We start from the raw sequence: 25,721 nt of genomic DNA on the forward strand, positions 1-25,721 counted from the left end.
TGACCGCCGCCCAGGACGATGACGGGTGACGGAGCCTCCGAGATGCGGCTCGAGCATTGCGCCGACCGTTCGCCGAACAACTGTCAGTGGGATGGTCTTCAATGGCGTGTGGGGGTGAGGCACATGGTGTCGACGGACCGGTTCCTGGCGTTCGCGGCGATGTCGTTGTTGGTGATCGTGATTCCGGGGCCGAGCGTGCTGTTCGTGATCGGCCGGGCGCTCGCGCACGGGCGGCGCACGGCGGTGGCGACGGCGCTCGGCAATGTCGTGGGCTCGTATCTGCTGGTGGTGGCCGTGGCGCTCGGCATCGGTTCGCTGGTGGAGCGCTCGGCCGGGCTGTTCGTGGCGGTGAAGCTCGCGGGCGCCGCCTATCTCGTCTTCCTGGGCATCCAGGCGTTCCGGCACCGGCACGCGATGAAGGCGTCGGACATCCGCGGTCCGGCGGGCCCGGCCCGCGGCGATCTGCGCACTGTGCTCGACGGCGTCCTGGTGGGGGTCACGAACCCGAAGGGCATCGTGTTCTTCGCGGCGGTGCTGCCGCAGTTCGTGAACCACGAGGCGGGTCATCTGACCACGCAGATGCTGCTGTTGGGCCTGATACCGATCTCGATCGGCCTGGTCACGGACACGCTGTGGGGCCTGACGGCGTCGGCCGCGCGGAACTGGTTCGCGCGCTCCGACCGCCGCCTGTCGATGATCGGCGGGACGGGCGGGTTCGCGCTGATCGGCCTGGGCGTGACGGTGGCGGCGACGGGGAGGGCGGACTAGGCCTGGACGGCGGGCGCCACTTTCGACACAGGCCCAGGCCCGGCCTACTTGCGGACGGTGCCGAACACGACGGTGACCGGGCCCGGCGCCTCCAGGACGGCGGCCGTGCGCTCCGCTTCGGCGACGAGTTCGTCGCGCTGGGCGCGGGTCGGGTCCCGGAAGGGCGCCAGGGTGAGCGTGCTGCCGGAGTCCGTCTCCTTCAGGGTCCACAGACCGGCAAGCATGCCGTCGATGAGGAACGTCAAGTAGACGGTGTTCACCTGCCAGTTGAGGCCCCGGTCCGTCTCGCGTACCAGGCGGGTGCGGTCGGCGTGCGACAGCAGCAGGTTGTCGAACTCGGCGAGCAGCCGCGGCGGCGCCGGGACGTCCTCGTCGGGGCGGGGAGCGTCGGGCAGGTCGAACAGCTCGACGCCGTGCTCGTCGCGGAACGTCACGAGGCGGGGCCGCAGCCGCTCGAAGGCGTCCTTGGTGCGGGTCAGTCCCGACCACTGCTGGAAGTCCTTCACGGAGGCGGGGCCGAAGGCGCCGAGGTAGCGCAGGATCGTGGCGTCGGCCGTCGGCGTCTCCTCGGCCGGCCGTCCCAGCCAGTGCTCGGCGGTGGTCAGCCGGACCGCACCGCTGCGCCGCCACAGTCCGCGCGGGGTGGCCTGGACGAGCGGCAGACAGGCCCGGGCGGCGATCGTCAGGGCCTGCGGGTCGGCGTCGGGCCACTCCTTGAGCAGCAGTTCCCGCAGCTGCTTCGGGGTGCGCGGCTCCTCCTCGACGTACTCCCGGGTGAGGGCGGTCAGGCGCGGCAGGTCGACGCCCACCAGGCCGTTGCGGAACATGCGCAGCTCTCGCTCCCGGGCGGGCTGCACGAGCGGCCGCAGCGTCATGCAGTCCTCTGCGGTGTGCAGATGGATGGTGGAGCGCATGGTGACGAGCCGGGCCAGACGCCGCTCCTCCAGGGCCGTGGACAGCTGCGCGGGCGTGAATCCGTCGAGCCGTGCCGCGAGCGCGAGGTACGGCGGCCGGACCTCCTGGGCCTGCAGCCCGACGAGCCGGTCGACGGCCTCCTCGACGCTCAACGGGCTGTGTTCGAGCAGCAGTTGGCGTGCCAGGGTGGCCCGCCCGAGGGCACGTGCGGTGATCGGCTTCGTCGTCATGAGGTGACGGTAGCGGGCATGGCGGCCAGAAGGTGTCCTACATCCCCTGGCGTTCTGGATGCCCAGGTGACCTGGCTGCTGCTACAGAACTACTCCACTCCGGCTCGTTACGCTGCCCGGAACCCCCACAGCAGAAGGAGGCAGCGATGCCACGACGGCAGGAGCGGACGAGCGGGGACGAGGTCGGCGGGGCGCGCCGCTACGCCTGGCGCCGGGGCACACCCACGGGCCGCCCCTCGGATCCCCCGCCGACGGAGTCCGCCACCGACACCTCGTCCGTGCAGGAGCCGATGGACAGCATCGTGCACACGGCGCTGTACCGGGACGGCCTGCGCGTGGCGAACCCCGAGACGCTCACGGACACGTACCGGCAGCTGCGCGAGCACCCGCACACCACCGCCTGGATCGGCCTGGCCCGCCCGACGGAGGCCGAACTGAAGTCGCTGGCCGCCGAGTTCGACCTGCACGAGCTCGCCGTCGAGGACGCCCTGGAGGCGCACCAGCGTCCGAAGCTGGAGCGCTACGGCGAGACCCTCTTCGTCGTCCTGCGCGCCGCCCGCTACCTCGACGCATCGGAGGAGGTCGACTTCGGCGAGCTGCATGTGTTCGTCGGTGCCGACTTCGTCATCACGGTCCGGCACGGCGCGGCCCCCGACCTCTCGGCGGTGCGCCGCCGCATGGAAGCGAGCCCCGAACTCCTCGGACTCGGCCCTGAAGCCATCCTCTACGCCATCCTCGACGCGGTCGTCGACGGCTACGTCCCGGTCGTGGACGGCGTACAGAACGACATCGACGAGATCGAGACGGAGGTCTTCTCCGGCGCCCCCGAGGTCTCCCGCCGCATCTACGAACTCTCCCGCGAAATGGTCGAGTTCCAGCGGGCGACCCGTCCCCTGGTGGGCATGCTGCACGCCCTGATGGCGGGCTTCGCGAAGTACGGCACGGACGAGGAACTCCAGCGCTACCTGCGTGACGTGGCCGACCACGTCACGCACACCAGCGAACGCGTCGACGGCTTCCGCCAGGCCCTCGCCGACATCCTCACGGTGAACGCGACGCTGGTGACACAGCAGCAGAACGCGGAGATGCGGGCGCTGGCGGAGGCGGGGTTCGAGCAGAACGAGGAGATCAAGAAGATCTCGTCGTGGGCGGCCATTCTGTTTGCTCCCACGCTGGTTGGAACTATTTACGGCATGAACTTCGAGAACATGCCCGAGCTGGGCTGGAGCTTCGGGTATCCGTTCGCGATCGGCCTGATGGGGGTCGTGTGCGTGAGCCTGTACTTCGTGTTCAAGCGGCGGGACTGGTTGTAGCGGGCAGGCCGCTGCCGCCTCGCCCCACCCCGCTCCGGTCAACTGGCCTGTTCCTTATAGGACTTGACGGCCACAGATCGTTCCGGGAGCCGTAGCCTGCCTCTTGCGGAACCAGGGGCCGCCTGCATCGCGTACATGCACAGGGGGCGGGCCGAGGACCTGGTGCTGCACCGCGAGGTCGCGGTCAAGACCGTGGCCGGGCCCGGTGTCACCGAGGAGGCGGCGGTCCGCCTGGAGCGCGAGGCCCGGGCCGCGGCGGGGCTGTCCGACAACCAACACGTGGTCACCGTCCATGACTTCGGGCGGGACGGCGACACCCTCTTCATCGTGATGGCCCTCGCTCCCGGCCGCGCCCTGGACCGCTCGTTGGAGCACGCCACCGGGGAAGAGCGTTGGCGCTGTCCCCTGCGGAGTGACATGCCCCTGGTCGGCAGCCTCGAGTCGGCCGCAGGGCTGCTGCTCGCACGGGACGAGGGAGGTTCCTGGATCGCGCTGGACAAGGTGGCCGGGAAGGAGGAGTGGGTGTGGTCGTACGCGGACACCACCGGTTCGCGCGAGGACGCGTCCTTTGCCGGCGAGGTGGACGGCCGCCTCTTCTTCAGCGGCGGGTCCGGCCTGACCGTCCTGGACGCCTCCGACGGCCACATCGTCACGACGTACACACGACGTACAAGGGTCTCGACGGGGTTCAGGTCGTGCCCGAGCACAAGCTGCTGCTCGGCACGGAGGACGCCTGGTCGTCCGTCGACGGCAAGAAGCTGTGGTCGCGTCCCGGCGGCTCCCCCTTCGTCCACGGCGCCATCGTGGTGGCCAACCAGTGGGACCCGAAGACCCGGACGAACACCCTGCTGGGTCTCGATCCCCGTACCGGCACCGAACGCTGGCGCCACAAAGGGCTGTTCAGCCGCCACTCCCCCCAGAGGGGCCAAACCATGCGCCCTGACGCTCCCTTGATCGCCAAGGTCAACGGTGACGGCGCGAAGCTCGTGCGGATCGATCCCGGGACGGGCCGCACGGGCCCGGTCCTGACTCTGCCCGAGAAGCATCTGCTGGAGACCTATTGCGTCGGGGACCTCGTGTTCGCTGTGTGCGCGGATCGCGGTGTGGACCCCAAGGGCGGTACTCCGCCCGACAAGCGCCGGTGGTACGCCCTCGAGTCGGCGCAGTTCGGCGAGGCCTGAGACGGGCAGGGCTCGGGCTGTGCCGTCGTGGCCGCCGTCGTCGCCGATGCCCCGCGATCCCCGCCGGGCATCGGTCGATCTCCCTCAGGGGCGTAGGTTGAGCCCCCGTGACCACCCGCCTCCTGCTCCTCACCCCCGCCCGGACCGCCTCCCTGCGCCGCGCCGTGTTCGACGACGGCGACCCGCTCGACGAGGGCGGTGCCGCGCGGGCCCGTGCCGCGGCCGGGCGGCTCGTGCGGCCGGAGGCCGTCGTCGGGTCCGGCAGTGTGCGGTGCGCCCAGACGGCCCGCCTCCTGGGGCTCGGTGACCTACGGGCCGTGCCCGAGCTGGCCGGGCTCGATGCGGGGCGGTGGCGCGGCCGGGCGGTGGACGAGGTGGGCGCGGCGGAGCCGGAGGCGCTCGGGCGGTGGCTCGCGGACCCCGAAGCGGCGGCGCCCGGCGGGGAGTCGGTGGCGGATGTCTGTGCCCGCGTGGGGAGGTGGTTGCGAGCCCTCGCCGATGAGGAAGCGGGGCGGGTGACCGCTGTGGTGGAGCCCGATGTGGTGCGGGCGGCGGCGGTGCACGCGACGGGTGCGCCGCTCTCCGCGTTCTGGCGGCTCGACGTGGAACCGCTGACGGTGACCGAGCTGAGCGGGCGGGCCGGTCGATGGAACCTCCGGGTCGGACGCCCTCTCGCCGCAGTCACCGCCGAGGAACGCTAGAGGGCTCCTCGCACTCCGCCGACGGCCGCCGTGCCGGAGCCGTCCGGCGCGGCCTTGACCTCGGCAGTCCCTTGTTAGGGCGTTCGGGCCGCCAAGGCAAGGAGAACAAGGTCACACCCGCACCGTCTGCTCCTCGTCCGCCCCTCTGACCTAGCATCCGAGCATGACGGTCCTGCCTGACGACGGGCTCTCCCTGGCGGCCGAGTTCCCTGACGCGACTCATGAGCAATGGCAGCACCTGGTTGCGGGTGTGCTGCGCAAGTCGGGTAAGGAAGTCTCGGGTGCACAGGCGGAGGACGCCCTGTCCACCGCACTGGAGGACGGGCTGCGCGCCCGCCCCCTGTACAGCGCGAGCGACGACGCTCCCCCCACCGGCCTGCCCGGCTTCGCCCCGTTCGTCCGCGGCGGCCGCGCCGAGGGCAACACGGTGGGCGGCTGGGACGTGCGCCAGCGCCACCAGGTCGCCGACCCGGCCGCCGTGCTCGGCGACCTGGAGAACGGCGTCACGTCCCTGTGGCTGACCGTCGGCGAGTCCACCGGCATCCCGGTGTCCGCGCTGCCCGCCACCCTCGACGGCGTCCTGCTCGACCTGGCGCCGATCGTTCTGGACGCGGGCGCCGAGACCGACGCGGCGGCACGCCAACTCCTGCGCCTGTACGAGGAGTCGGGCATCGCCGACGACACGGCGCGGGGCAACCTGGGCGGCGACCCGCTCGGTCACGAGGCGCGCACCGGGCAGTCGTACGACATCGCCCCCGTCGTGGAGCTCGCGCGGCTGTGCGGCGCGCGGTGGCCCGGGGTGCGGGCGCTGACCGTGGACGCGCTCCCGTACCACGAGGCCGGCGGTTCGGCCGCGCAGGAGCTGGGCATCTCGCTCGCGACCGGTGTCGCGTACCTGCGTGAGCTGACCGGGGCGGGGCTCACCGTCCAACAGGCCCTGGCGCAGCTGGAGTTCCGGTACGCGGCGACCGCGGACCAGTTCCTGACGATCGCCAAGTTCCGTGCCGCGCGCCGCCTTTGGGCCCGGGTCGCCGAGGCCTGCGGGGCCGCACAGGCGGGCGCGCAGCGGCAGCACGCGGTGACGTCGCCGGTGATGGCGACGCGGCGCGACCCGTGGGTGAACATGCTGCGGGCCACGATCGCGACCATGGCCGCCGGGGTCGGCGGCGCCGACTCCGTGACGGTGCTCCCCTTCGACCACGCGCTCGGCCTGCCGGACGCGTTCGCGCGCCGCATCGCCCGCAACACGTCGACGATCCTCATCGAGGAGTCGCACCTGGCGCGCGTCATCGACCCGGCGGGCGGCTCCTGGTACGTGGAGCAGCTGACCGACGAACTCGCCCATGCCGCCTGGGAGTTCTTCCAGGAGATCGAGAAGGAGGGCGGCCAGGCCGCCGCGCTGCGCTCGGGCCTGGTCCGCGACCGGCTCGCCGCCACCTGGGCGGCGCGCAGCAAGAAGCTCGCCACGCGACGCGAACCCGTCACGGGTGTCAGCGAGTTCCCGCACCTCGCCGAGAAGCCGGTGGTCCGCGAGCCGGTGCCCGCGGCCCCGGCCGGCGGTCTGCCGCGGGTGCGCAGGGACGAGGCGTTCGAGGAGCTGCGGGCCCGCTCGGACGCGCACCTCGCCGCGACCGGCGCCCGGCCGCGCGTCTTCCTCGCCACGCTCGGACCGGCCGCGGCGCACACCGCCCGGCTCCAGTTCGCCGCGAACCTGTTCCAGGCGGGCGGCATCGAGCCGGTCACCGAGGGCACCTTCGAGGAGAGCGGGGCGCAGGAAGCGTGCCTGTGCTCCAGCGACGCGCTGTACGCCGAGCAGGCCGGGGCCAGTGCCGCCGAGCTGCGCGCGGCGGGCGCCCGGCACGTGTCCCTCGCGGGCCGGCCGGGCGAGTACACCGACGTCGACACCTACGTCTTCGCCGGCTGCGACGCCGTGGCCGTGCTCAGCGCCGCGCTCGACCGCATGGGAGTGTCCCGATGACCGCCGTACCGGATTTCTCCACGCTCGACCTCGGGACGCCGTCGGGCACGGCCACGCCCGACGACTGGCACGGCGCCCTGAAGAAGGCGGCCGACGGCGACGACCTGCTGTGGGAGACGCCCGAGGGAATCGCCGTCCAACCCCTGTACACGGGTCGGGACTTGGAGGGCCTGGACTTCCTGGGGACGTACCCGGGCGTGGCGCCGTACCTGCGCGGCCCGTACCCGACGATGTACGTCAACCAGCCCTGGACGATCCGCCAGTACGCGGGTTTCTCCACGGCGGAGGAGTCGAACGCCTTCTACCGCAGGAACCTGGCGGCCGGCCAGAAGGGTCTGTCCGTCGCCTTCGACCTGCCGACGCACCGCGGCTACGACAGCGACCACCCGCGGGTGACCGGTGACGTCGGCATGGCGGGCGTGGCGATCGACTCGATCTACGACATGCGTCAGCTCTTCGACGGCATCCCGCTGGACAAGATGACCGTGTCGATGACGATGAACGGCGCGGTGCTGCCCGTCCTCGCGCTGTACATCGTGGCCGCGGAGGAGCAGGGCGTACCGCCCGAGAAGCTGGCCGGGACCATTCAGAACGACATCCTCAAGGAGTTCATGGTCCGCAACACCTACATCTATCCGCCGAAGCCGTCGATGCGGATCATCTCCGACATCTTCGCGTACACCTCGCAGCGGATGCCGCGCTACAACTCGATCTCCATCTCGGGCTATCACATCCAAGAGGCGGGCGCGACGGCCGACTTGGAGCTCGCGTACACGCTGGCCGACGGTGTCGAGTACATCCGGGCGGGCCGCGAGGCGGGGTTGGACGTGGACGCGTTCGCGCCCCGGCTGAGCTTCTTCTGGGCGATCGGCATGAACTTCTTCATGGAGGTCGCCAAGCTGCGCGCGGCGCGCCTGCTGTGGGCGAAGCTGGTCAAGCAGTTCGACCCGCAGAACACCAAGTCCCTTTCGCTGCGCACCCATTCGCAGACGTCGGGCTGGTCGCTGACCGCGCAGGACGTGTTCAACAACGTGACGCGTACGTGCGTCGAGGCGATGGCGGCGACGCAGGGGCACACGCAGTCGCTGCACACGAACGCCCTCGACGAGGCGCTCGCGCTGCCCACCGACTTCTCGGCGCGCATCGCCCGCAACACGCAGCTCCTCATCCAGCAGGAGTCGGGGACGACGCGGGTCATCGACCCGTGGGGCGGCAGCGCGTACGTGGAGAAGCTGACGTACGACCTCGCGCGCAAGGCCTGGCAGCACATCCAGGAGGTCGAGGCCGCGGGCGGCATGGCGAAGGCCATCGACGCGGGCATCCCGAAGCTGCGCATCGAGGAGGCCGCGGCGCGCACGCAGGCCCGGATCGACTCGGGCCGCCAGCCGGTGATCGGGGTCAACAAGTACCTGGTCGACACCGACGAGCAGATCGAGGTGCTCAAGGTCGACAACTCCTCGGTACGGGCCCAACAGATCGCGAAACTGCGGAAGTTGCGCGCCGAGCGCGACGAGACCGCGTGCCGGGACGCGCTGGAGGCGCTGACCCGGGCGGCCGCGGGCGAGGGCAACCTGCTGGAGCTCGCGGTCCACGCGGCGCGCGCGAAGGCGACCGTCGGGGAGATCTCGGACGCGCTGGAGAAGGTGTACGGGCGGCACGCGAACCAGATCCGTACGATCTCCGGCGTGTACCGCAACGAAGCAGGGGAGTCCCCCACCGTGGACCGCACCCGGGCCCGTGTCGAGGAGTTCGCCGAGGACGAGGGACGCCGGCCGCGCATCCTGGTCGCCAAGATGGGCCAGGACGGTCACGACCGCGGCCAGAAGGTCATCGCGACCGCCTTCGCGGACCTCGGCTTCGACGTCGACGTGGGCCCGCTGTTCCAGACGCCGGGCGAGGTGGCGCGCCAGGCCGTCGAGGCGGACGTGCACATCGTCGGGGTGTCGTCCCTCGCCGCCGGGCACCTCACCCTCGTACCGGCGCTGAAGGAGGCGCTGGCCGAGGAGGGCCGCGAGGACATCATGATCGTGGTGGGCGGGGTGATCCCGCCGCAGGACGTGCCGACGCTCCTGGAGATGGGCGCCGCGGCCGTGTTCCCGCCCGGCACGGTCATCCCGGACGCCGCGCACGACCTCGTGGGGCGCCTCGCCGCCGAGCTGGGGCACGGCACCGACGGCACCGACGGCCAGGGCGACCTGTAGTCCCATGGCCGCCATCGATCTCGATACGTACGTCAAGGGCGTCCTGGACGGGAAGCGCGCGCTGGTCGCCCGGGCCGTCACCCTCGTCGAGTCGACGCGCCCCCAACACCGGGCGCTGGCACAGGAGTTGCTCACCGAGCTGCTGCCGCACAGCGGCCGGTCGCGGCGCATCGGGATCAGCGGGGTGCCGGGCGTCGGCAAGTCGACGTTCATCGACGCGTTCGGCACGATGCTCACCGGGCTCGGGCACCGGGTCGCGGTGCTGGCCGTCGACCCGTCGTCCACCAGGACGGGCGGCTCCATCCTCGGCGACAAGACGCGGATGGAGCGGCTGGCCGTCGACCCGGACGCGTTCGTGCGGCCCTCCCCCACGGCGGGCACGCTCGGCGGCGTCGCCAAGGCCACGCGCGAGTCGATCGTGGTGATGGAGGCCGCGGGGTACGACGTGATCCTGGTGGAGACCGTCGGCGTCGGGCAGTCGGAGACCGCCGTCGCCGACATGGTCGACTCGTTCCTGCTGCTCACGCTCGCCCGCACCGGCGACCAGCTCCAGGGCATCAAGAAGGGCGTCCTGGAACTGGCCGACGTGATCACGGTCAACAAGGCCGACGGCCCGCACGAGCGCGACGCGCAGGCCGCGGCACGGGAGTTGGCGGGCGCGCTGCGGCTCATGCACGGCAAGGACGCCTTCTGGACGCCGCCCGTGCTGCACTGCAGCGCCCGTGAGTCGACCGGCCTGACCACCGTGTGGGAGCGGCTCGAGCAGCACCGCGCCCGGCTCGACGCGGCAGGACGTCTCGCCGCCAAGCGCCGTGACCAGCAGGTCGACTGGGCGTGGGCGATGGTCCGCGACGAGCTCCTGGAGCGGCTGCACGCGGACCCCGGGGTGCGCACCCTGGCGCCCGGGCTCGAGCAGCAGGTCCGCGACGGCGAACTCACCGCCACGCTGGCCGCGGAGCGCATCCTGGCTGCCTTCCGCAGCCACTGATACGCCGTCAGTTCAGGCAGCAGTCACCGCACTTGCCGCCTCCGGGGACGCGGTAGTACAGACAGCAGCTGGTACGGCGGAAGTGCGGCACAGGACCGGTGAGGCGGCCGGTGCCGGCGAGCCGCCCTGCGCCGAGGAGTTCGCGGGTCAGCCGGGTGAGCGGCTCGCGGACCCCGGGGCGGGCCCGCAGCAGCACGCCCGCCGAACCCACGAGCGCGGAGGCGACGTTGCCGTCCAGGAGGCCGCGCGCGACCTTGACGCCGGCGGCGCTCTCCACCGCGTTCTCCACCGCCGCCAGGACGCCGTCGACCTGCTCGTACACCGCGGCCGCCGGATCGGGAAGCCGGTCGGCGTACCAGCCGCCGGGCCGGTGCAGACGTACGTCGGGGCCGCCGTCGGCCCACTCCAGGGCGGCCAGGTCGGGCACGATGCCGTGCAGCACCGTGCAGGCCAGGACCGGGGACCACAGGCGTGCGGCCAGGGCCAGGTGCGCGAGCGAGGCGCCGATCCGGGCCTCGTCGGTCCCGCAGCGCCGCGCGACATCGTCCGCGAGTTGGATGAACTCCCCTGCCGCAAAAGGCACTTGGGGCCGGTCGTCCGCCACGCCCAGCGCGAAGAATCCGCCCAGCGCCGCCACGTCGTGGAGCGCATAGGTCACGGCGGTACGGGGCGCCCGGGACATCTCAGAGCGCCTGCGTCCGCACCCGGCGCGGCGGCGCGAAGACGTACAGGTCGAGGATGTCGGGGCGCGGCGCCACGCCGGGGCCTCCCGCGCGGACCCAGGCGAGCACGTCCTCAGTCGCGTCCGCGTCGTTGACGAGGCCCAGCCAGACCGGTCGCGCTCCGGCGGCGCGGCCCGCGGCCGAGGGCTGGACGACCACCACGTTCGCCTGGTCGCACACGTCCAGGCACTCGGAGATCCGTACGGGCGCCTCGGCCTTCAGTCGCGCTGTCTGCGCCGCGTGGTCGCCGGGCACCTTGACGCTGCCGCAGCAGCAGTCCCTGCAGACGACGAGCCGGCAGCTCGCCGCGGCCCTGACCTGTTGCTTCTTGTCGGGCATGCCCGTTGCCGCCTCTCACCGGGGAGATCCGCCCCGGGGTCCGTCGAGGGGGCGACCGCGTGAGTCTCTGGCTCTCGGCTGTCGTGCGCGCCGATCACAGTGGCGGGACCGCACCGGGTTCGCACCGGTTTCCTCGGCCGCCGTCGCCCATGTCCGTTCCGTGTCGGGGCCATCATGCCATGGAGACGGTTTCCCACTTTAGACAATGTCTTGGTTTCGTCCCGGTCTCTTCCAGGGCTGAGTAGCACCCCGGATTGCACCCGTACTGACGCATCGAAAGCTCCCACCAGGCGTACGACACAAGGAGATTGCGATGTTCAGCAGGACCCACCGCACCGCGACCCTGCTCGCCGCCCTCGCCGGGGCGGGTGTGCTGACCCTGACCGCGTGCGGGGGCGGCGGCGACGGCACCACGGACGCCGCCGCCAAGCCCTCGACGAGCGCACCGGCCTCGACCGGCTCGTCCGGCTCATCCGGCTCATCCGGGTCATCCGGGTCATCCGGGTCATCCGGCTCCATGGACCTGGCGCTCACGTCCGGCACCGCGCGGCAGAACAACGCTCCCGAGCGGACCGGCGACTGGGCCACTCCCGCGGGCTCCCCTGCCTCGACTCCCGTACAGCGCAAGTGGGTTCAACTGTCCGCCGCCCGCGTCGGCGCGCTGAACCCCGTCGTCGTCAACGGCGCCGGATTCACGCTGTACCGCTTCGACAAGGACACGGCGTCAACGTCGAAGTCGAACTGCAACGGCGACTGCGCGACGACCTGGCCGCCGGTGCTCGTCGCCCCGGGCGGCAGGATCTTCGTCGACGGCGTGCGGCCCGCGGACGTCGGGGTCATCACCCGCGACGACGGCACGCACCAGGTCACGATCGGCGGCCGGCCCGTCTACCGGTTCAGCAAGGACCTCAAGCCCGGTGACACCAACGGGCAGGGTGTGGGCGGGACCTGGTTCGGCGTGACGCCGGACGGCGGCAGGTCGGGGCAGCAGGGCGGCGACACCGGCAACGGCTCCGGCAGCAGCTCCGGAAACGGCTCCGGAAACGGGCAGGCGGCCCCCGCCACCAGCGCCGTCCTCTTCGACGACGCGAACTTCTCGGACTCCGGCGCCGCCCAGGGCGTCGCGGGACCCGGCTGCCAGAACCTGGCGCGCCCGAAGGTGACGTCGTCCCTGTCCGCCGACGGCTCCCTGAAGATCTGGTCCGGGCCGGACTGCACGGGCACGTCCCTGGTGGTGCGCGGTGACGTGGCGGATCTGGCGCGGCTCGGCTTCGACAACAGGATCGGCTCGGTGAAGTTCGGCTGACGGAAGCGTTGGCGGAGCCCCGTGCGTGTCATCTCGCACGGGGCTCTGGCATCATGCTCCGGCGGCGCGCGCCCTGGGGAGGGGCGGGCGGCCGTCTCGGCAGGCCAGGGGCAAGGGAGACAGCGGCGTGAACTCGGGTGGGGATCAGGACGGTTCGTCCCTTTCGGACGAGGATTGGGAGCGGTTCCTGCGCGAGTCCGCGGAGGGCGTGCCGGAGGCCCCCAAGGAGCCGTCGGCGCGGGCCCGCATGGTGACCCGGCGGCTGCAGGAACAGGACGCCGCACCGCAGGGCTGGCGCACGCACCAGCCGCCGCGCAAGCGCAAGCGCTGGTACGTGGTGGGGCTGCTCGCCGCGCTGGCCGTGCTGTTCGTGGCCCTCGACCCGGGGCGCGTGACCGGCTGGTTCGGGGGTGACGGCGACGACTCGACGCCGCTCGCCACCGAGACCGTCCGTCCCTCGGCTGCGCCGCCCAGGGAGGACCCCCAAAAGCCCACTCTGGACGAGCCGTTCCGGGGCTCGCCCGCCGCGCGGTGGGCCGACGGGGCCGCCGGGATCGGCGTGCCGGCCGCCAGGGCCACGGGCTGGATGAGCAAGGCGCAGGTCGCTCGGGCACTGGCACGGTCGAAGGATTTCCTGGTCGCGTCCAGCCTGGACCCGAAGGTGCTGCGCGGTGAACGACCCGCCGAGGCCATCGCGTTGATCAACCCGCACCAGCCGGGGCAGAGCACGTTCCTCGACACGTCACTGACCAGCCCGAGCAAGGAGTACGACCCGCTGGTGCTGTTCAGCCGGTTCGACCCGGCGCAGGTGAAGCTGGTCGGGAAGGTCGTCAAGACCCGTGGCCGGATGACGTACGAGGAGGGCAAGAGCGGTGCGCTGAAGGTGACCACCGACGTGACGTACGTCTACCCGGTCGTCCGCGCGCAGCAGGGCAGTGACGAGGTCAGGCGGGTCATCGTGCGCCGCGAGATCGTGATGAGCTGGGACGACCCGGCGAGGACGATCACCGAGAAGGGCACCTTCTCCGTGCTGAGCAACGACCTGGAGAAGACCAACGCGGGGTGCGGCCTCTACACCGGCTATTTCGTGCCCGACTTCGGCACGGACCGCAGGACCGACGGACCGACCCTCGACCCGTACGACCGCAGCACGTCACTGGACGCCGAGCCGGGCGACACCGACGGCGACGAGTGCGCGACCGCGACCCGCTCCTGATCGGGGTCGGCTACCCCCAGAGCGCCTGCGCGACGGCCGCCCCCGTGAACGCCGCCCCGAGCCCCGCCACGACACTGCCCACCACGTTGCACGCCGCGTAGAACCGCGCCCCCGTCTCGGCCAGGCGCAGCGTCTCGTACGAGAAGGTGGAGTACGTCGTCAGGGCCCCGCACAGGCCGGTACCGAGCAGGAGTTGGAGCTGGGACGAGGCGGCGCCCGCGGCGACCGCGCCGGTGACCAGGCCGAGGATCAGGGACCCGGCGACGTTCACCGCGAACGTGCCCCAGGGGAACACCGTGTCGTGCCGTGCCTGCACCGTGCGGTCGGTGAGGTAGCGCAGCGGGGCGCCGACCATGGCTCCGGCGATGACGAGCAGCCAGTTCACCGGCGGGACCTCCGGTCGATCACGCGCCGCGTGAGGTGCGCCGCGGTCCACACCGCCGCCAGGGCGACGCAGACGGTCAGGGCCAGATAGCCGAGGGCGGTGCGCGCCTCGCCGCCGTCGGTCAGCTGCCGGATGTCGACGGCGTACGTGGAGAAGGTGGTGAAGCCGCCGAGGACGCCCGTGCCGAAGAACGGGCGCACCAGCCGGTGCACGGACCACACCCGCGTGATCACGACCATGAAGACGCCGATGACGGCGCAGCCCACCGCGTTCACCACGAGCGTCGTCCAGGGGAAGGCGCCGGGCGCCGTCGGCCACAGCAGGGACGCACCGTAGCGGGCGCAGGCGCCGAGCGCGCCGCCGAGCGCGACGACCGCGAGCACCGGTCCCTGCCCGCGCCACTCCTGACGGGGCGGCGCGGGCGCGCGTACGCCGATGTCGGGATCGACCGGTTCTCCCACTGCCTCCACTGGCACGCCTCCTTCTCGCCGGGCACCAGTGGACATGATCGCAGGGTGAGTCCTACTGCCAGACGCGGATGTAGTCGACGTACATCGTGGAGTGCCAGTCGAAGGTCTCGTCGTGGATCGAGCCGTCGGCCCAGTTGTCGAGGACCTCGTGCGAGAGGATCGGGAACTCCTTGACCTGGCTGATGAGTTGGGGGTCGGTGATGGTGCGCACGACGGTGCCGTCGTAGGTGAACTGCAGCTGGGTGGGGGTCCAGCTGAGGCCGAACGTGTGGTACCAGGTGCTGTGCAGTCCGGGCGCGTTCACGACCTGGGAGGTCGACTTGTGGTCGGCGCCGTAGCCGTCGTAGTGCAGGGTCACGGCGTACTTGTCGGCCTGGTAGGCGGTCTCGGTGATGTCCATCTCGGCGCCGTCGCGCGCGGTGCCGTCGACGACGCCCCCGGGAGTGAGGCCCCCGTCGGCCTGCAGCCACAGTGCGGCGAGGTGACCGTTGGTGGCGGCCGCGGTGTGGACACTGGCCTCGATCGTGCCGTACGCGTAGTCGAACTTGCCCTGGCTGTCGATGCGGCCGCCGGAGTACTGGCCCGCGGCGAGCTGCTTGACGTCGATGGCGAGCGCGCCGTTCCCGTCCGTGCGGACGTTGGCGGGCTTGTACCACCAGCGGTCGGTGCCCGCGGCGCCGGAGCGCTCCTGGTCGCGGGCGGTCCAGCGGGCGGTGGAGACGGTCGTCCCGTCGAACTCGTCGCTGAACACCAGGGTCTGTGCCGCGGCGGCGGGCGCGGTGCCGGTGGACAGCGGCTGCACGCCCGCGGGGGTCGCCGGGTCGACGAGCGCGGAGGCGGCGGCGCCGTCGGCGGATTCGGCGGGTTCGGCGGCGCCCGCCGGCAGCGCGCCGAGCAGGGCGCCCGCGGCCAGCAGGGCGATCGTCGTCATGGCGGTGCGGTGTCTCATGGCCTCACCCTTCGAAGGCGCGTCCCCCAGGATGGAAAACGCTTTCACGGGCGCTCAGAGTGGAGGCGCGGACAGCATGCGTCAAGACACCGTGCAGGTGCGGGAAGTGTGAAGTCCGGTTCGTAGTAACCGATTTCACCCCGTCAGAGATCCGCTCCGGTACCGAGACTGTTCTTCACCACGTAGCTGCACTGCGTGTACGTGTATCCGGACTGGATGCTGCCGTCGGCGGCGCGGCTGCGCGCCGTGGCCTGTTCGCCGCCCGGCTTGTGCAGGAAGTGGTACGAGCCCGCGGGCAGGCGGAGCGTCTTCTTCGGGTAGTTCCTGCCGCTCGCCTTGCAGGCCTTGCTGCTGCCCACGGCCTCACTGCTGTACGCAGAGCAGGAGCCGCACGCCCCGATGGTGATGCGTCCGGTGACGGGTCCGGTGTAGAGGATCTCGACGGGGTCGGGTCCGTCGTTGCTGATCACCATCTGCATGCGGGCGCCGCCGGGCGCCTTGGCGGGCGGCAACTGACCTCCGGCGGAGGGGAGTTGCTCGGCGATCTCGGCCGCGATGGCGACCTGCTGGGCGCGGCCGCGGCGGCTGTCGCTCTTGTACGTGCCCGCGAAGTCGGCCAGCGTCTTGCGGGACTGCGCGTACTTGCCGTCCTTGAACTGGTCCATGCCGCACGCGAAGTCGCCGTCGCGCACGGCCCCGTCGACGTCGCCGCTCAGGTGTCCGGGCGCCGGTTCGGGCAGTTGCTTCGCGGTGTCGCCGATGCGCCGCAGTTGGTCGGTGGCGGCGCACGGGTCGGCGCCCGACATCGCGTCCTTGCGCTTGCCGACGGCGGCGCGCACCGCGGGCTCGACCTTCGCCGCCTGCGCCGACTTCGGGAACGTACGCAGGAGTTGACCGAGTTCGCCGCCCTGCCCGTCGCTCTCGGCGGTGCCGAGCTTTCCGCTGCCGCACGCGAGGAGGGAGACCGCGAGGGGCTCGTCGGGCCAGGCCGCGAGGGCGCCGAGGACGTCGCGGTCGATGCTCTTGGGCACGTCCCGCAGATACTCGAGCGGGGCGACGGCGCCGCAGTGGTCCTTCTTGGCGTACGGCGCGGAGACGTCCTTGTAGTAGGTGTCGAGGCTGTCGTGCACGCGGTGGGCGGCGCGGGAGCCCGGGTGGTCGCGGGTGAGAGCGCTGTAGCGGGCCAGGGCGGTGCGGTAGTCGGGGCGGGCCTGGGCGAAGTCCTTGGCGGAGGCGTCCTGCACGAGCGCGTCGGTCGCGGCGAGCCGGTCGAGCAGCATGTCCTCGACGGCGTCGTCGCGCAGCGAGCCGTAGGCGACCGCTCCCCCGGCAGGCACGGCGAGCAGCGCGACGCCGAGCACGATGGCGACAACAGGCCTGGCCCGTACGAGAGTCGAGCGGGCCCGCAGGCCGCGGCGCGCGCCGTCCGCCGCCGCGACGAGCAGCAGCACCGGATAGCCGATCAGGGCCCACCGCGGCACCCCGTCGGGGTCGGCGGGCAGGGCGACGACGAGCAGGGCGGCCGTCGCGGCGAGGCAGAGCGCGGCGAGGAACCAGCGGCGCAGGAACACGTAACCCAGGCCCAGGCCACAGAGGTTGAGCAGTCCGGCGGCGAGCGCGCGGCCCGGCTCGGGCGGCCCCGGAGGCGGCTCGGGCGGCCGCGCGGGCATGGGCGGCGGCGCAGGCGGCATCCCGGGGTACGCCATCGGGCCCGACGGCAGCACCGGCGGCGGCATCGCAGACGGCGGCATCCCGGGGGGAGCCGTCTCGGGCGGAGGCATTGCAGACGGCCGCATCACAGGCGGAGGCGTCTCAGGCGGCATCTCGGGCGGCGGGCCGAATCCGCCGCCTCCCGCGCCTTCCCCGCCTCCCGCGTACCCCGGCCGCTGCTGCTCCCCCTGCGGTCCCTGCTGACCCGCTCCACCGTCCGACGCATCCCCCGGCCACCCCATCGCGGTCCCCCAACCGTCAGGCGTCACAACCCGGTTGACCACGATCGGGGGCACCGCACCGTGCTGTCAATCGGTTACGTCCCGTCAACTCCCTTTACGTTCCGAAGGCTTGACGCTCTCTCGGCACCCCCTTTAACTCAACTCTTGAATTAAGCACGCCGGGACGCACCACCATCACCCGTAACGGGACCTCGGGAGGGAACCTTGCGTCACCACACACCCACCGCCGCATCGCGGGGCCGAAGAAGACGGGCGGCCCTGCTCGCCGCCTGTGCGCTCACCGCCGGACTGCTGCCCCTGACCCTCGCGGAGCCCGCCTCCGCCGACGACCCGACGCCCGTGCCCGTGCCCGTGGACCGCTTCGAGGGCGAGGTGCCCTTCGCGACCCAGCCCGCCGAGGGCATCTTCACCTGGGGCGGCGACGCGGACGACAACCCGAAGCTCGAACTGAAGGAGAGCGCGGACGCGCCCGAGGGCGCCAAGGTCCTCTCGGGCACGTACGACATCAACGGCTACGGCGGCTTCAGCCACGACTACGCCGCCGATCAGCCGGCCCACGACTGGTCGGCGTTCAAGGGCATCCGCTTGTGGTGGGACGGCGACGCCTCAGGGCGGAAGATTCCCTTCGAGATCAAGGACGGCGGAGCACACGGCGAGGCGTCCGAGCTGTGGAACACGACGTTCACGGACGACTTCTCCGGCTGGAAGCAGATCGAGATCCCGTTCACGCAGTTCGCGTACCGCACCGACTACCAGCCCGTCGGCGGCATCGACCACGTCCTCGGGCTCGACCGGATGTGGGGCTATTCGGTCACGCTCCCGGTCGGCGCCAAGGGTCAATTCGCCATGGACGACGTCGAGTTGTACGGGAAGGCGGACCCGGCGCTACGGGCGCAGGTGTCGACGGACGCCGCCGTCTACCCGGTGCGGGAAGGCGACTCGGCGCGCGTGAAGGTGTCCGTGACGACCACGGGCAGCGTGCCGCTCTCCGACGACGTCACCGTCACGTACGCCACCGAGGGCGGCACCGCCACGGCCGGCAAGGACTACACCCCGGCCACCGGCACCGTCACCTTCCCTGCGGGCACCGCGTCCGGCGCGACGAAGACCGTCACGGTCGCCACCGCCAAGGACCGGGAGAAGGCGGAGAACGCCGAGACGATCCCGCTGAAGCTGACCGTCACCGGCGCCAAGGCACCCGCGGAGACGCCGCAGGTCGTCATCGACGCGCACGGACTGCCGTACCTGGACAGCAAGTTGCCCGTCCGCAAGCGCGTCGCCGACCTCGTCTCCCGGATGACTCCGGAGGAGAAGGCCGGACAGATGACGCAGGCCGAGCGGGGCGCCGTGGGCACGGGCGGTGACGTCGCCGCGTACGACCTGGGCTCGCTGCTGTCCGGCGGCGGTTCGACGCCGACGCCCAACACCCCCGAGGCCTGGGCGAAGATGATCGACGGCTTCCAGCTGCGGGCGCAGGCCACCCGGTTCCAGATCCCGCTGATCTACGGCGTGGACGCGGTGCACGGCCACAACAACCTCGTCGGCGCCACGATCATGCCGCACAACATCGGCATCGGCGCCGCCCGAGACCCCCAACTGGCCGAGAAGACCGGGGCAGTTACGGCCTCCGAGGTGCGCACGACCGGCATCCCGTGGGACTTCGCACCCTGCCTGTGCGTCTCGCGCGACGAGCGCTGGGGCCGCTCCTACGAGTCGTTCGGCGAGGACCCGGCGCTGGTGAAGTCGATGGAGACGATGATCCAGGGCTTCCAGGGCCGCGCCGACGGCCGTGACCTGGACCGCGACGACAAGGTGCTCGCGACCGCCAAGCACTTCCTCGGCGACGGCGGCACCACCTACGGCTCGTCGACCACGGGCACGTACACCGTCGACCAGGGCGTCACCACGGTGACGAGGCAGGAGCTGGAGGCGGTGCACCTGGCCCCGTTCGGCGAGGCCGTGAAGCGCGGCGTCGGCTCGGTCATGCCGTCGTACTCCTCGCTCGACATCGTCGGGGACGACGAGGGCCCGGTGAAGATGCACGCCAACGCGGCAATGATCAATGGGGAGTTGAAGGGCCGGCTCGGCTTCGACGGCTTCGTGATCAGCGACTGGAACGGCATCGACCAGATCCCGGGCGACTACGCGAGCGACATCCGTACGTCGGTGAACGCGGGCATCGACATGATCATGGCGCCGTACGCGTACAAGGACTTCCGCGACGGCCTGGTCACCGAGGTGAAGGCGGGCCGGGTCACCGAGAAGCGGATCGACGACGCCGTCTCGCGCATCCTCACGCAGAAGTTCAGGCTCGGGCTCTTCGAGAAGCCGTACGCCGACACCTCGAAGATCGACGCGATCGGCGGGTCCGCGCACCGCGCCGTGGCCCGGCAGGCCGCGGCCGAGTCGCAGGTGCTGCTCAAGAACGCCGGGAACGTGCTGCCGCTGAAGACGTCGCAGAAGGTGTACGTCGCCGGGTCGAACGCCGACGACCTCGGCAACCAGACCGGCGGCTGGACCATCACCTGGCAGGGCCGGTCCGGGAAGAACACGGACGGCACCACCATCCTCCAGGCCATGAAGAAGGCCTCCCCCGGCGCCACGATCGACTACTCCAAGGACGCCTCGGCGCCGACCGCCGGGTACGACGTGGGCGTGGTCGTCGTCGGCGAGACCCCGTACGCGGAGGGCGTCGGCGACGTCGGCAACGGGAACGACCTGGAGCTGACCGCCGCGGACAAGGCGGCCGTGGACAAGGTGTGCGGCGCGATGAAGTGCGTCGTGCTGACGGTCTCGGGCCGTCCGCAGCTGATCGGTGACCGGCTCGGGGCCATCGACGGACTGGTCGCGTCCTGGCTGCCGGGCACCGAGGGCGACGGCGTCGCCGACGTCCTCTACGGCAAGCGGCCCTTCACCGGGCAACTGCCGGTCACCTGGCCGAGGTCCGAGGCCCAGTTGCCGATCAACGTGGGCGACTCCTCGTACGATCCGCAGTTCCCGTACGGCTACGGGCTGACGACCCTGACGAAGGTGCCGGCGGGCGGTGAACCGACCCTGCGGGCCCTCGCGGTCGCGGCGCGGTACGTGCACGACGCGACGACGGGCGGCGCACTGGTCGACAAGGCGCGGCTGATCGTCCAGCAGAAGGCGGGCGGCACGGTCACGCAGGCCTGGGCCAAGCCGTTCGCCGACGCCGATCATCTGGCGCTGACGGGTGACTTCGCGGGTGCGATCAACAAGTTGATCACCGCTTACAAGGAGGCGTGATCGACCCGGCGAGACCATAAATGCGCAGGCCAGACAGCTACACACTGCGTGTATAGATGCTGTGTATAGTGCCTGCATGCCTGCTGCACGTAAGAAGATGATGAAAAAGCGGAACGGGTTCCGCGCGGCCGCCACTTTGGCGGCCGCCGGGACCCTCGCGTTCGGCCTGAGCGGTTGCACGCAGTACGACACGACCAAGCCCAGCGCGGCCCGCAAGGCGGACGACGCCAAGCCAGCCGCCTTCGGTACGGTCGACTGCCGCAAGGCCAAGTGCGTCGCCCTCACCTTCGACGCGGGCCCCAGCGAGAACTCGGCAAAGCTGCTCGACATCCTGAAGGAGAAGCAGGTCCCGGCGACCTTCTTCCTGCTCGGCAAGAACCACATAGCCAAGCACCCGGAGCTGGTGAAGCGGATGGCGCGCGAGGGCCACGAGCTCGCCAGCCACACCTGGGACCACAAGATCCTGACGAAGATCAGCGACGCGGAGATCCGGGACGAGTTCAAGCGCACCGACGACGCGGTGGAGAAGCTGACGGGCAAGCGGCCCACGCTGATGCGGCCGCCGCAGGGGCGCACCGACGACCACGTCAGCGAGCTCGCCAAGGAAGAGGGTCTGGCGCAGATCCTGTGGGACGTGACGACGAAGGACTACACGGTCCCGCCGTCGAAGACGATCACCGAGCGCGCGGTGAAGCAGACCCACCGCGACTCGATCATCCTGCTGCACGACCTGTACAAGAACACCGTGCCGGCCGTGCCCGGGATCATCGACCAGCTGAAGGCCAAGGGCTACGTCTTCGTGACGGTGCCGCAGCTGTTCGCACCGGGCAAGCCGGTACCGGGGAAGATCTACAAGCCCTGACCGGTGCCGGGACCGCACTCAGCCGAGCCGCACCGGCAGCTTCCCGAACCCGTGGGCGATGAACGACTCGACGTGCACGGCACCGTCCTCCAGGGACAGTCCGGGGAACCGCTCGAAGAGGGCGGGCAGGGCGATCGTCGCTTCGAGGCGGGCCAGCGGGGCACCGATGCAGTAGTGGACGCCGTGCCCGAAGGCGAGGTGTTCCTTGTCGGCGCGGGTGAGGTCGAAGGCCGCGGCGTCGGGGCCGTGCCGCCGCGGGTCGCGGTTGGCGGCGGCGTACGAGGTGAGGATGGCGTCGCCGGCCGGGATCAGTGTCCCGTCGGGCAGTTCGATGTCCTCGACGGCGTAGCGCAGCGGCAGGTTGGCGATCGAGGGGGCCCAGCGCAGGGTCTCCTCGACGACGTCGCTCCAGGGGATCTCGCCGGAGCGGACGCGGGCGAGCTGGTCGGGGTGGGTGAGCAGGGCGTGCGCCGCGTTGCCGATCAGGTTCACCGTCGTCTCGTGCCCGGCGCCGATGACGAGCAGCAGCGTGTCGAGCAGCTCCTGTTCCGTCAGGCTCGAGCCCTCCTCGTCGCGGGCGTCGATGAGGAGGCTGGTGAGGTCGTCGCCCGGCACGGCGCGCTTCGACGCGACCAGGGCGCCGAGCAGCTGCTGCACCTCCTGCCAGATGGCCATGGCCTGTTCGGGCGTGACGGTGGTGTCCATGATCCCGGCGATCAGGCGGGCGGCGTCGGCCCGCCGCTCCTCGGGCACGCCGAAGAGCTCGCAGATGACGCGCATGGGCAGCGGATGCGCGAAGTCGGCCCGTAGGTCGGCGCGGCCGTCGGGCGCGGCGGCCATGGAGTCGAGGAGCTCCGTGGCGATCACCTCGACGCGCGGGCGCAGCGCGTCCGTACGGCGTTTGGTGAAGGCCGGCGAGACGAGCTTGCGCAGCCGCCGGTGGTCGCTCCCGTACGCGGTGAACATGTTGGTCACGCCCACCCAGGAGTTGACCCAGGTCTGCCGGAACTCGCCCTTGATCCACGCGGGCCAGTGCCGGTTGGGGTCCTTGGAGACGCGGTCGTCGGCGAGCAGCCCCTTGAGGACGTCGTACCGGGTGGGGGCCCAGGCCCGTATGCCGCCGGGGAGTTCGAGCAGGGCCGCGGCGCCCTGGGCGCGCAGCCGGTCGTTCTCGGCGTGCAGGTCGCGGCCCGCGGGATCGATGACGGTGATGACGGTGCGTTCGGCCATGGGGGATCCGGCTCCTGTCGGGGTCGAGGACACTCAGGACACTCAGAACATTCAGTACACTCATGATCATCTTGACTCAACTGATCGTAAGGGAGGGCCAGTTGGGGCACCATGGCGCGACACGCCCGCCGGGATGTGGCGCGGCTCACCGGGTGGCGGCCTACTCTCGCAGGCGTGGCCCATGTCCGGATCGTCCGTGAGACCCCGCTGTCCGCCGTCGAGGCATGGCGGCGCCTGACCGACTGGGAGCGGCACGGCGACGTCGTGCCGCTCACTCGCGTCACGGTGGCGACGCCCCCGCCGACGGCCGCGGGCACGGTGTTCGTGGCGCGCACCGGTGTCGGGCGGTGCGCGTTCGACGACCCGATGGAGGTCGTCGCCTGGCAGCCGCCGCGCCGCTGCCGCATGGTCAAGCGCGGCCGGTTCGTCACCGGCTGGGCCGAGTTCGAGGTGCGGCCGCTCGGCTCGGGCGGTGCGCGGGTGGAGTGGCGCGAGGAGCTGCGGGTGCGCGGGGTGCCCGCCGTCGCCGATCCGCTGCTCGCGGCTGCGGGGCGGCGGATGTTCGGGCGGGCGGTCGCCGGGCTGCTGCGGGACGGGAGTCCGTAGCCCGGACACCCCCCGGGGAGTGGGCACGCACATTCTGTCTGACGCTCCCTCAACCTCCCTGCAGAGCCAGGGTTACGAGGTTCCTCCTCCCCCGGATGACCGGAACATGTGACGGACCGTGAGATTCCGAGCCGACGTGCGCGCCCGCCCCGGCATCCGGCCCGCGGCAAGCGGTGCCGTCACATGACGGTGGCAAGAAGTCCGTCGCCGCCGAGCCGCGCCCGACCGCGGACCGGTCGCTCTCCTGCCTTTCTGCCGACCTTCTCGTACACGTACGCGAATTCGCCCCTGACCAAAAAGCGGCCTCGCTCCTCTCCCGCGTCCGGAAACCCGTGAATACGCGTGTTGCGCAGGGCAATTGGGCATTCCCCAAACACCCGCCACCGCTTTCGGACATACCCCCGTACGGCATCTCCATTTCCTGTGCATGGCCCCTACCGTGGTTCCGGCGGAGAAACCCGGTCGACTCGCCGGGCGGAACCGCTCCACGACGTCCTGCCGCGGCCTGCGCAGCCGGGGCACGGAGAAATGCCGGCCCCCGGCCGTGAACCCGCCGGAACCCGTGGCCACACACTCCTCACTTTTAGCCTCCGGCTGCACAGGGACTTTCCGAAGGAGACCCCGTGACAGAATCTCGGTCGCCCGATCCTCTTGCCGAACGGAGCGGGCTCTTTCTCGACGCGTTCGATCCACAGCGCTTCCGGAACTCTTCCGAAACCGCGCTGTCAAAACTGGAAAAACACCTGGCCGACCAGTCCATCAGGGGCCTGGAACTGATGGCCCCCGCGGCCCTGGCCGACCAGGCCAGGGCCCTGATGACCCGGGAGCGCGAGCGCGTCGCCGACCTCGACGAGGAGCGCCTCGCCGCGATCATCGACCTGTACATCAGGACCGGCATCCAGGTGCACTCACCCGGATACATGGGCCGCCAGTTCTCGGGCGTGGTCCCGCTGGCCGGCGTGATCGACTTCGTGAGCTCGGTGGTCAACCAGCCCTCCTCGTTCTACGAAGCGGGTCAACTGCCCAACGTGGCCGAGCGGATCATGGCCGACGAGCTGGGCCGCCTCATCGGCTGGAAGCCCGGCGGCTTCGCCATGGTGACCACCTCCGGCGGCTCCCTCGCCAACCTCACCGCGCTGCTCGCGGCCCGCAACGAGCGCTTCCCCGACTACTGGTCACAGGGCGGCACGGCCGTCGACGGCACGGCACGGCCGGCCATCGCGGTGGGCGCTGACGTGCACTACAGCGTGGCGCGGGCGGCCGGGGTCATGGGCATCGGCGACGCCCAGCTGGTGCGCCTGCCGCTCGACGACGAGCAGCGCATCGACCCCGCCCGGGTGCGGCCCGCACTCGAGGCCGCCGAGCAGCGCGGCCTCAAGGTGTTCTGCCTCGTCGCCTCGGCGGGCACCACGGCGGTCGGCGCCTTCGACCCGCTCGACGAACTCGCCGACATCGCCGAGGAGTTGCACCTGTGGCTGCACGTCGACGGGGCGCACGGAGCGAGCCTGCTGGTCAGTGACCGGCTGCGGCACAAGCTGCGCGGCGTCGAGCGGGCGGACTCGCTGACCTGGGACGCCCACAAGATGCTGTTCGTGCCCGCACCCTGCACGCTGCTGTTCTACCGGGACCGGGCCAAGAGCCTGGCCGCGTTCCGCCAGAAGGCGAGTTACGTCTTCGACGAGGAGCCGGACATCTACACCGCGCTCGACAGCGGCGGCCGCAACTTCGAGTGCACCAAACGCCCCATGATCATGACGTTGTGGGCGCTGTGGGCGCTGTACGGTCCCGCGCTGTTCGCGGAGAAGATCGACCACCTGTGCCGGCTGACGCAGCAGGCGCACCACATCCTGGCGGGCGAGCCGGACTTCGTCCCGCTGCACCGCCCCGAGGCGAACATCCTCTGCTTCCGCCACCTGCCGCCGCACGACCTCGACGACGCGGCCCTGCACCGGCTGCAGATCGCCATCAGGAACCGCGTCAAGCAGCGGGGGCACTTCTTCATCTCGAAGGTCGACGTCGGCGGGGTCGCGGCGCTGCGCCTGGTCCTGATGAACCACGAGATCACGGCGGAGCACCTCCGCATGCTGCTCGACGAGATCCGCCGCGCCGCGCGGGAGGAGCTCGGCCGGTGAGGCGCGGTAC

General features: G+C 71.4%; 21 protein-coding genes, 1 pseudogene and 1 riboswitch. Of the genes and pseudogenes, 14 read left to right on the forward strand and 8 right to left on the reverse strand.

The genetic code is table 11. The annotated features are described in order from the left end of the window. Nucleotides 1–123: 123 nt before the first annotated feature. Nucleotides 124–768 (forward strand): LysE family translocator, encoded by a 645-nt coding sequence (locus tag ACIBUY_RS05430; protein ID WP_365567181.1) that lies wholly within the window; start codon nt 124–126, stop codon nt 766–768. Between the two features lie 44 nt (nt 769–812). Here the strand turns inward: ACIBUY_RS05430 and ACIBUY_RS05435 are convergent, their stop codons facing one another. Next, on the reverse strand, nt 813–1,913 hold the full coding sequence (locus ACIBUY_RS05435) for a winged helix DNA-binding domain-containing protein (protein ID WP_399151875.1): 1,101 nt from the start codon (nt 1,911–1,913) through the stop codon (nt 813–815). Between the two features lie 146 nt (nt 1,914–2,059). On the opposite strand from ACIBUY_RS05435, the gene ACIBUY_RS05440 reads away from it, so the two are divergent. The 7 genes and pseudogenes from ACIBUY_RS05440 (at nt 2,060) to meaB (ending at nt 10,275) form a co-directional block, all read left to right on the forward strand. Next, on the forward strand, nt 2,060–3,226 hold the full coding sequence (locus ACIBUY_RS05440; protein WP_399151876.1) for a magnesium and cobalt transport protein CorA: 1,167 nt from the start codon (nt 2,060–2,062) through the stop codon (nt 3,224–3,226). A 330-nt stretch (nt 3,227–3,556) separates the two neighbouring features. Beyond that, nucleotides 3,557–3,874 (forward strand): annotated as a pseudogene (locus ACIBUY_RS05445) (PQQ-binding-like beta-propeller repeat protein); the annotation flags it as partial. Between the two features lie 47 nt (nt 3,875–3,921). Next, on the forward strand, nt 3,922–4,407 hold the full coding sequence (locus ACIBUY_RS05450) for a hypothetical protein (RefSeq protein WP_399152170.1): 486 nt from the start codon (nt 3,922–3,924) through the stop codon (nt 4,405–4,407). Nucleotides 4,408–4,514: 107 nt separating this feature from the next. After that, nucleotides 4,515–5,108, forward strand: coding sequence for a histidine phosphatase family protein (locus ACIBUY_RS05455; RefSeq protein ID WP_399151877.1), 594 nt, complete (start codon nt 4,515–4,517; stop codon nt 5,106–5,108). A 163-nt stretch (nt 5,109–5,271) separates the two neighbouring features. Next, nucleotides 5,272–7,086 carry a methylmalonyl-CoA mutase subunit beta gene (locus ACIBUY_RS05460; RefSeq protein ID WP_365567200.1) on the forward strand — a complete coding sequence of 605 codons (1,815 nt, stop codon included), beginning with the start codon at nt 5,272–5,274 and terminating at the stop codon, nt 7,084–7,086. Beyond that, the gene (scpA, locus tag ACIBUY_RS05465; protein WP_365567202.1) at nt 7,083–9,287 is read left to right on the forward strand and encodes a methylmalonyl-CoA mutase; all 2,205 of its coding nucleotides are present in this window, start codon (nt 7,083–7,085) and stop codon (nt 9,285–9,287) included. The genes ACIBUY_RS05460 and scpA overlap by 4 nt, the downstream gene beginning before the upstream one ends. A gap of 4 nt (nt 9,288–9,291) precedes the next feature. Further along, complete coding sequence (meaB, locus tag ACIBUY_RS05470) at nt 9,292–10,275, forward strand: methylmalonyl Co-A mutase-associated GTPase MeaB (protein WP_399151878.1); 984 nt, start codon at nt 9,292–9,294, stop codon at nt 10,273–10,275. Between the two features lie 7 nt (nt 10,276–10,282). On the opposite strand, the gene ACIBUY_RS05475 is transcribed toward meaB, so the two are convergent. Then, complete coding sequence (locus tag ACIBUY_RS05475; RefSeq protein WP_399151879.1) at nt 10,283–10,957, reverse strand: (2Fe-2S)-binding protein; 675 nt, start codon at nt 10,955–10,957, stop codon at nt 10,283–10,285. Nucleotide 10,958: 1 nt separating this feature from the next. Further along, nucleotides 10,959–11,336 (reverse strand): (2Fe-2S) ferredoxin domain-containing protein, encoded by a 378-nt coding sequence (locus ACIBUY_RS05480; protein ID WP_365567208.1) that lies wholly within the window; start codon nt 11,334–11,336, stop codon nt 10,959–10,961. Between the two features lie 61 nt (nt 11,337–11,397). Then, nucleotides 11,398–11,471, reverse strand: a riboswitch (cobalamin riboswitch). A 178-nt stretch (nt 11,472–11,649) separates the two neighbouring features. On the opposite strand from ACIBUY_RS05480, the gene ACIBUY_RS05485 reads away from it, so the two are divergent. Then, nucleotides 11,650–12,642, forward strand: a complete 993-nt coding sequence (locus ACIBUY_RS05485) for a hypothetical protein (protein ID WP_399151880.1) — start codon at nt 11,650–11,652, stop codon at nt 12,640–12,642. Nucleotides 12,643–12,769: 127 nt separating this feature from the next. Further along, on the forward strand, nt 12,770–13,858 hold the full coding sequence (locus ACIBUY_RS05490; protein ID WP_365567212.1) for a hypothetical protein: 1,089 nt from the start codon (nt 12,770–12,772) through the stop codon (nt 13,856–13,858). Between the two features lie 10 nt (nt 13,859–13,868). On the opposite strand, the gene crcB (ACIBUY_RS05495) is transcribed toward ACIBUY_RS05490, so the two are convergent. From crcB (ACIBUY_RS05495) to ACIBUY_RS05510, 4 genes are all read right to left on the reverse strand, one after another. Beyond that, nucleotides 13,869–14,243 (reverse strand): fluoride efflux transporter CrcB, encoded by a 375-nt coding sequence (gene crcB / locus ACIBUY_RS05495; protein WP_399151881.1) that lies wholly within the window; start codon nt 14,241–14,243, stop codon nt 13,869–13,871. Beyond that, nucleotides 14,240–14,749, reverse strand: a complete 510-nt coding sequence (crcB, locus tag ACIBUY_RS05500) for a fluoride efflux transporter CrcB (protein ID WP_365567216.1) — start codon at nt 14,747–14,749, stop codon at nt 14,240–14,242. Before crcB (ACIBUY_RS05500) ends, crcB (ACIBUY_RS05495) begins: the two co-directional genes overlap by 4 nt. 16 nt (nt 14,750–14,765) lie before the next feature. Next, on the reverse strand, nt 14,766–15,662 hold the full coding sequence (locus ACIBUY_RS05505) for a glycoside hydrolase family 16 protein (RefSeq protein ID WP_365567218.1): 897 nt from the start codon (nt 15,660–15,662) through the stop codon (nt 14,766–14,768). Between the two features lie 143 nt (nt 15,663–15,805). Continuing rightward, complete coding sequence (locus ACIBUY_RS05510) at nt 15,806–17,332, reverse strand: hypothetical protein (protein WP_399151882.1); 1,527 nt, start codon at nt 17,330–17,332, stop codon at nt 15,806–15,808. Nucleotides 17,333–17,818: 486 nt separating this feature from the next. Here ACIBUY_RS05510 and ACIBUY_RS05515 point away from each other — a divergent pair, with 486 nt between their 5' ends. Both ACIBUY_RS05515 and ACIBUY_RS05520 read left to right on the forward strand, forming a co-directional pair. Beyond that, entirely contained in the window at nt 17,819–20,881 is a 3,063-nt protein-coding gene (locus tag ACIBUY_RS05515) for a glycoside hydrolase family 3 protein (protein WP_399151883.1), read from the forward strand. Between the two features lie 97 nt (nt 20,882–20,978). Further along, on the forward strand, nt 20,979–21,743 hold the full coding sequence (locus ACIBUY_RS05520) for a polysaccharide deacetylase family protein (RefSeq protein WP_399152161.1): 765 nt from the start codon (nt 20,979–20,981) through the stop codon (nt 21,741–21,743). An 18-nt stretch (nt 21,744–21,761) separates the two neighbouring features. Here the strand turns inward: ACIBUY_RS05520 and ACIBUY_RS05525 are convergent, their stop codons facing one another. Then, complete coding sequence (locus tag ACIBUY_RS05525) at nt 21,762–22,973, reverse strand: cytochrome P450 (protein WP_365567226.1); 1,212 nt, start codon at nt 22,971–22,973, stop codon at nt 21,762–21,764. 174 nt (nt 22,974–23,147) lie between these two features. Here ACIBUY_RS05525 and ACIBUY_RS05530 point away from each other — a divergent pair, with 174 nt between their 5' ends. Next, nucleotides 23,148–23,579 carry an SRPBCC family protein gene (locus ACIBUY_RS05530; RefSeq protein WP_399151884.1) on the forward strand — a complete coding sequence of 144 codons (432 nt, stop codon included), beginning with the start codon at nt 23,148–23,150 and terminating at the stop codon, nt 23,577–23,579. A gap of 776 nt (nt 23,580–24,355) precedes the next feature. Next, entirely contained in the window at nt 24,356–25,711 is a 1,356-nt protein-coding gene (locus tag ACIBUY_RS05535) for a pyridoxal phosphate-dependent decarboxylase family protein (protein ID WP_399151885.1), read from the forward strand. The last annotated feature ends 10 nt before the right edge of the window (nt 25,712–25,721 follow it).

It is taken from the genome of Streptomyces sp. NPDC050085 (assembly GCF_044460595.1).
Classification (GTDB): Bacteria; Actinomycetota; Actinomycetes; order Streptomycetales; family Streptomycetaceae; genus Streptomyces.